Source organism: Sporichthya sp. (genome assembly GCF_013815995.1).
Classification (GTDB): domain Bacteria; phylum Actinomycetota; class Actinomycetes; order Sporichthyales; family Sporichthyaceae; genus Sporichthya.
In genome coordinates, this window is the sequence record NZ_JACDFE010000269.1 from 1 (window position 1) to 5,382 (window position 5,382).

General features: G+C 70.4%; 5 protein-coding genes and 1 pseudogene. 2 read left to right on the plus strand and 4 right to left on the minus strand.

The features are described 5' to 3' along the window. Positions 1 to 104: 104 nt before the first annotated feature. From H0X00_RS21205 to H0X00_RS21220, 4 genes are all read right to left on the minus strand, one after another. Positions 105 to 1,511: an HD-GYP domain-containing protein gene (locus tag H0X00_RS21205; RefSeq protein ID WP_293774590.1), complete on the minus strand. Its 1,407-nt coding sequence runs from the start codon at positions 1,509 to 1,511 to the stop codon at positions 105 to 107. A 651-nt stretch (positions 1,512 to 2,162) separates the two neighbouring features. Further along, complete coding sequence (gene rsrA, locus H0X00_RS21210; RefSeq protein WP_293774592.1) at positions 2,163 to 2,435, minus strand: mycothiol system anti-sigma-R factor; 273 nt, start codon at positions 2,433 to 2,435, stop codon at positions 2,163 to 2,165. Further along, complete coding sequence (locus tag H0X00_RS21215; protein ID WP_367186722.1) at positions 2,432 to 3,064, minus strand: sigma-70 family RNA polymerase sigma factor; 633 nt, start codon at positions 3,062 to 3,064, stop codon at positions 2,432 to 2,434. Before H0X00_RS21215 ends, rsrA begins: the two co-directional genes overlap by 4 nt. 163 nt (positions 3,065 to 3,227) lie before the next feature. Further along, a complete protein-coding gene (locus H0X00_RS21220; RefSeq protein WP_367186723.1) occupies positions 3,228 to 3,830 on the minus strand; it encodes an alpha/beta family hydrolase in 603 nt (200 codons plus the stop codon). A gap of 93 nt (positions 3,831 to 3,923) precedes the next feature. Here H0X00_RS21220 and aroA point away from each other — a divergent pair, with 93 nt between their 5' ends. Both aroA and H0X00_RS24005 read left to right on the plus strand, forming a co-directional pair. Further along, positions 3,924 to 5,219 carry a 3-phosphoshikimate 1-carboxyvinyltransferase gene (gene aroA, locus H0X00_RS21225; RefSeq protein ID WP_293774595.1) on the plus strand — a complete coding sequence of 432 codons (1,296 nt, stop codon included), beginning with the start codon at positions 3,924 to 3,926 and terminating at the stop codon, positions 5,217 to 5,219. A gap of 43 nt (positions 5,220 to 5,262) precedes the next feature. Next, positions 5,263 to 5,382: pseudogene (locus H0X00_RS24005) on the plus strand (ribosome small subunit-dependent GTPase A); the annotation flags it as partial.

The following is a 5,382-nucleotide window of genomic DNA, read 5'->3' on the forward strand; positions in this document are numbered from 1 at the left end:
GGCCAGGGCCACCCAGGGATCGACGACGCCCTCGGCCGCGGTGTGCGCCACCGCCGCCACCACGACGATGGCCGCGATCGGCACCAGCGGCCCGATGGTGGCTTTCATCGGTCGGCCTGCTCGTCGGCCTGCGTGCCGCGCGGCTCATCGACCTGCTCGTCCAGCAGCGGCCCGGGGGCCTGGCTTGCGGTCGGGTCGTCGTGGTCGTAGCGAGTGATGTGCCCGCGCTCGGCGTCCAGCAGCGCAGCCTGCACCGGCACCTCGGCCGGCGTCCAGCCGTGCTCGACGACCGCGGCCGCGAAGGCGGCGACCATGGCCGGGTCGAAGTGCGTGCCCCGGCACCGCTCGAGTTCGGCCATCGCCTCGGCCGGGTCGCGGGCCGGCCGGTAGGAGCGGGTCGAGGTCATCGCGTCGAAGGCGTCCGCAACCGCGATCGCCCGGGCGAATTCGGGGATCTGATCACCCTTCAGCCCCATCGGGTAACCGAGGCCGTCCATCCGCTCGTGGTGATGCATGATCCCGTCGTAGGCCTCGCGCAGAAACTCGATCTCGCGCACCATCTCGACCCCGCGCACCGGGTGCAGCGCGATGATCTGCAATTCCTCCGGGGTGAGCGGGCCATCCTTCTGCAGCAACCGGGTCGGGACCCCGAGCTTGCCCATGTCGTGGAGCAGGCCGGCGAAGCGGAGCAGTTCGACCCGGTCCTCGGACATCCCGATCCGACGGGCGATCAGTTCCGCGCCGGTGGAGACCCGCTCGGAGTGGCCGCGGGTGTAGAGGTCCTTGGTCTCCACGGCGGCCACCAGGGTCCGGACGGTGCGCTCGTAGGCCTCCCGCTCGGCCGCGTACTGGCCGAAGGCCCACCGGGCCACCAACAGGGGCAGCAGGACCAGCGCGGCCGCCAGCGCGCCGACCTCGGTGCTCCACAGCACGGCCATCATCAGACCGAAGAGGCCGTAGAGCAGGTAGCCGACCAGGCCGGTCGACAGCGTGGTGCGCAGGCCGTGCCCGAACGGCACCCCCTGGGCGAGGGTGAGAACCCCGGCGACCAGGCTCGCGTTGACCGCGCTGTACACAGCGGCGGTCGCGACCACGACCAGCAGCACCAGGGGGAAGTCGTCGCTGCCGAGCTTGTCCTCGCCGCCGAGCCCGGTGTAGACCACGCCGGCGCAGGCGGCGGACACCGCGAGTTCGGCGGCGTTGAACAGCCGCTTGACCATCGGCGGCCGCGCCGGCTGGTACGCCGCGCTCGCCAAGCTGATCAGGGCTGACCCGGCCGGTCCGAGCAGAATCACGGCAGCGAGTGAGACCGGGAAGCTCGCCGAGAGCGTCACCCCACGGCCACGGCCGAGGCTGACGGTGGAGAGCGGGTCGAGAACGGCGAACAAGAGGCCGATCACGACCAGGGCCACCGGATCGGTACCGGTGAAGAAGACGGCAGACGCGGCGGCGACGGCAGCTACGCACACCGCGATGACGTACACCCGCGCACGCCAGGGAAGAGCAGACATCTCCTCCCCGTCCCGCTCAGGGTTCCGTTCCGGACTCTAGTCTCCGGGACGGTCAGGAATCAGCGGGTGCTCAGCCCCACTTCCAGTTCTCTTCGCGCATGACAACGACACCTCCCCTCCTGGCTCGGGTGGCCGGCGGACGCGCCGGATTTACTCCCACTTGGCGGTGGAACCCGCCGACAGGAACTGTTCGATGACAGAGCGGAGCTTGCCCATGGGAATTGCCCCTTCTTCGGCTGAAGAACCTCCAGATTGGCCCTTCAGTTGATCTTCAAAACGTTACGCACACTAAGTGCCCATATCCGGGAGATCGATCACCCGGACGGGTTGTGGCGCGCCACGCTGTGTAGTCACCGGAGAGCCCAGGTGCGCGCTCCTGCTCCTCCGAAGGGGTGTGGGACGATGTCGGTCGAATCGAAATCGAGGGAGCGAACCCATGGGCAAGAGAGCTCGGCGCCGCAAGGCCCGCAAAAGGTCGAAGTCGAATCACGGTCGTCGTCCCAACTCCTGAAGCGGACGCAACACCGGAAAGGCCCCTGCCGCTAGAGCGGCGGGGGCCTTCGTGACATTGCGGAGATTTCGGGCGTGTCGCCCGTCATGTCACGCGCTGGGAGTGAGTGACATTCCCCAGGGGCGGGTCACTGGCAGATGTCAGTCCTCGATGGTGATCTGTACCTGGACCTCGCGGATCCGGATCATCACCTTCAAGCGCAGATCCTCGGGCGGCGGTTCACAACCGCATCCCCGCTTGACGATGTCCTTGACCAGCTGATCCAGCCCGAATTCGCGCAGGCAGGGCCCGCACTCGTCGAGGTGCTCCTGGATCTTCGCGCAGTCCGCCTGGTCCAGCTCGCTGTCGATGAACTCGGCGACGCGGGCGATGACGTCCGCGCACGAGGTGAAGTGAGGCAGCCCGGATGTCATGACGGGTCCTCCGTGGCGGGCTCAACAGTTCCCGAACCTGGGGGGCCGGCCGGGACCAGGCCCCGGTCGCGGGCGTAGTCGGACAGCAGATCGCGGAGCTGGCGCCGGCCCCGGTGCAACCGCGACATCACGGTGCCGATCGGGGTGCCCATGATCTCGGCGATTTCCTTGTACGCGAAGCCCTCGACGTCGGCGAGGTACACCGCGATCCGGAAGTCCTCCGGCAACTCCTGCAGCGCGTCCTTCACATCGGAGTCGGGCAGGTGCTCGAGGGCCTCGACCTCGGCCGACTTCAGTCCGGTGGAGGTGTGCGATTCCGCGCGGGCGAGCTGCCAGTCCTCGACGTCCTCGGCACCGCTCTGCTTCGGCTCGCGCTGCTTCTTGCGGTAGGAGTTGATGAACGTGTTCGTGAGGATGCGGTAGAGCCACGCCTTGAGGTTCGTGCCGTCCTCGAACTGGTGGAACGAGGCGAAGGCCTTGGCGAAGGTCTCCTGCACCAGGTCCTCGGCGTCGGCCGGGTTCCGGGTCATCCGCATCGCGGCGGCGTAGAGCTGGTCCAGGAACGGCAGGGCATCGCGCTCGAAGCGCGCGACGCGCTGTTCCTGAGTCTCCGTGGTGGTCATCACCATCGAGCCTATGCCACGCCCCTTCAGCTTCGGATGGGGTGCGGGCGGCGCATTCCGCGTTGCCTTGGGTGCCGGCGGTGCGAGCAGAGCGCTCATCCGGACCTCCTCCAATCGACGTGTGCGGACTGGAGCTGTAACCACCAAAAGTCAACCGAGATTCCCGTTCCTACAACGCGGAGATCCATTCCATTACCGCGTCAGTGATCAGGGCGAGCGCTCCCGCCTGGCCGAGTTCGGCCCGGGCCGGCACCTTGAAGCCGTGGTCGGCGCCGGGGACCTCGGCGATCTCGGTCCCGGGCGGGAACTCCGGCGGGCCGCCGAAGCTGTCCCTCTCCCCCTGCACCACCAGGGTCGGAACACCCGTCCCCAGCAGCTCGTCCACCCGGCTGCGCTCCGGGCGGCCCGGCGGGTGCAGCGGGAAGGACAGCGCCAGGCACGCGACGGCCCCCACCGTGGTGGCCGTCCGGCAGGCGACGCGCGCCCCCGCCGAGCGCCCACCCACGATCAGCGACGGGGAGAGGAGTCCCGTGAATTGGGGCGCCCTTCTCAGCTCTTCCAGCACCGCGATCCACGCCACGTCCAGGGTCGGCGGCGGCCCGGCGACCTTCCTGCCGGCGAGGCGCCAGGGCTGTTCCACCAGCACCACCGAGGTGCCGCGCGCGGGCAGCGCCTGCGCCAGGGCCTGCAGATCCCGGGCCCCGGTGCCACCGCCGGCTCCGTGCCCGAGCACGAGCGTGCGTTTCGGCTTTCCCTTGGACACCGCGAACACTTCCGCGCTCGCCGGTCCCCCGGGGGTCTCGATCACCCGTGGCTGCTCCGGCAATGACCGACCTTCCCTGCGCGGCGACTACCCTCAACGAACGTGACTTCTCCCGCGCCCTGGCCGGCCCCGCTCGCGGTGGGCCCGGTGGACGCGACGGTGCATGTGCCCGGGTCGAAGTCCATCACCAATCGCGCGCTGCTGCTCGCGGCGCTCGCCGACGGGCCCAGCACGATCCGCCGGCCGCTGGTTTCCCGAGACACCGACCTGATGGTGGGCGCGGTGCGTGCGCTCGGGACCGCCGTGTCCGAGATTCCGGGTGCGGGCACCGGCCCGGACTGGCGGGTAGAACCCCATCCCTTGCAGGGTCCGGCCGCGGTGGACTGCGGCCTGGCGGGCACCGTGATGCGCTTCGTTCCGCCGGTGGCCGTGCTCGCCTACGGCGAGATCAGCTTCGACGGGGACCCCCGCGCCCGGGAACGGCCGATGGGCCCCGTGCTGTCCGCGCTGCGCGACCTCGGCGCGAGCATCGACACCGGTACCGGTCACCTGCCCTTCACCGTCCGCGGGCGCGGCGGACTGCCCGGCGGCAACGTGCAGATCGACGCCTCGGCCTCCTCGCAGTTCGTCTCCGGCCTGTTGCTGGCCGCGCCCCGCTACGACAAGGGCATCGACGTGGTGCACGTCGGCCCGCCCGTTCCTTCGCTGCCGCACATTCGGATGACCGTGCTGATGCTGCGTCAGGCCGGCGTGGACATCGAGGACGAGACCCCACAGCGCTGGCGGGTCGCACCGGGCCGGATCGTCGCCCGCGACCTCGACGTCGAGCCCGACCTGTCGAACGCCGCGCCGTTCCTGGCCGCCGCGTTGGTGACCGGCGGCACGGTGACCGTGGCCGGCTGGCCACGGGCCACCACGCAACCCGGGGACCTGCTGCGCGGCCTGCTGGCGCGGATGGGCGCGGAATGCCGGCTCGGTCGCGGCGGCCTGGTGGTGCGCGGACGGGGTCGGATCCTCGGCATCGACGCAGACCTGCGCGAGGTGAGCGAACTGGCCCCGACCATCGCCGGCATCGCAGCGCTGGCGAGCACGCCGAGCACCCTGCGCGGCATCGGGCACATGCGCGGGCACGAGACCGACCGCCTGGCCGCACTGGCCACCGAGATCAACACCCTCGGCGGCGACGTCTCCGAGACCCGCGACGGGTTGACCATCCGGCCGCGCCCGCTGCACGGCGGCGTGTTCGGCACCTACGCCGACCACCGCATGGCCACCACCGGGGCCCTGATCGGCCTGTTGATTCCCGGCGTCGAGGTCGAGGACATCGCCACCACCGGGAAGACGATGCCCGAATTCGTCGACCTGTGGAACGGCATGCTCGGAGTCTCTGCTGAGTAACCGTCAGAACCCGCGCCCGGCCCGTCGCTACGACGAGGACGATGTGCGGGTGCGGCCCGGCCGGGGCACCCGGCCGCGCAGCCGGCTCCGCCCCAGCCATGACGAGGCCGTCGACGGCCGGGTCGTCACCGTCGACCGCGGCCGGTTCACCGTCCGTCTCGAC

Coding starts and splice junctions, on each gene's coding strand:
- H0X00_RS21205 (WP_293774590.1), bottom strand. CDS start 1,511: ATGTCTGCTCTTCCCTGGCGTGCGCGGGTGTACGTCATCGCGGTGTGC.
- H0X00_RS21215 (WP_367186722.1), bottom strand. CDS start 3,064: ATGGTGATGACCACCACGGAGACTCAGGAACAGCGCGTCGCGCGCTTC.
- rsrA (WP_293774592.1), bottom strand. CDS start 2,435: ATGACATCCGGGCTGCCTCACTTCACCTCGTGCGCGGACGTCATCGCC.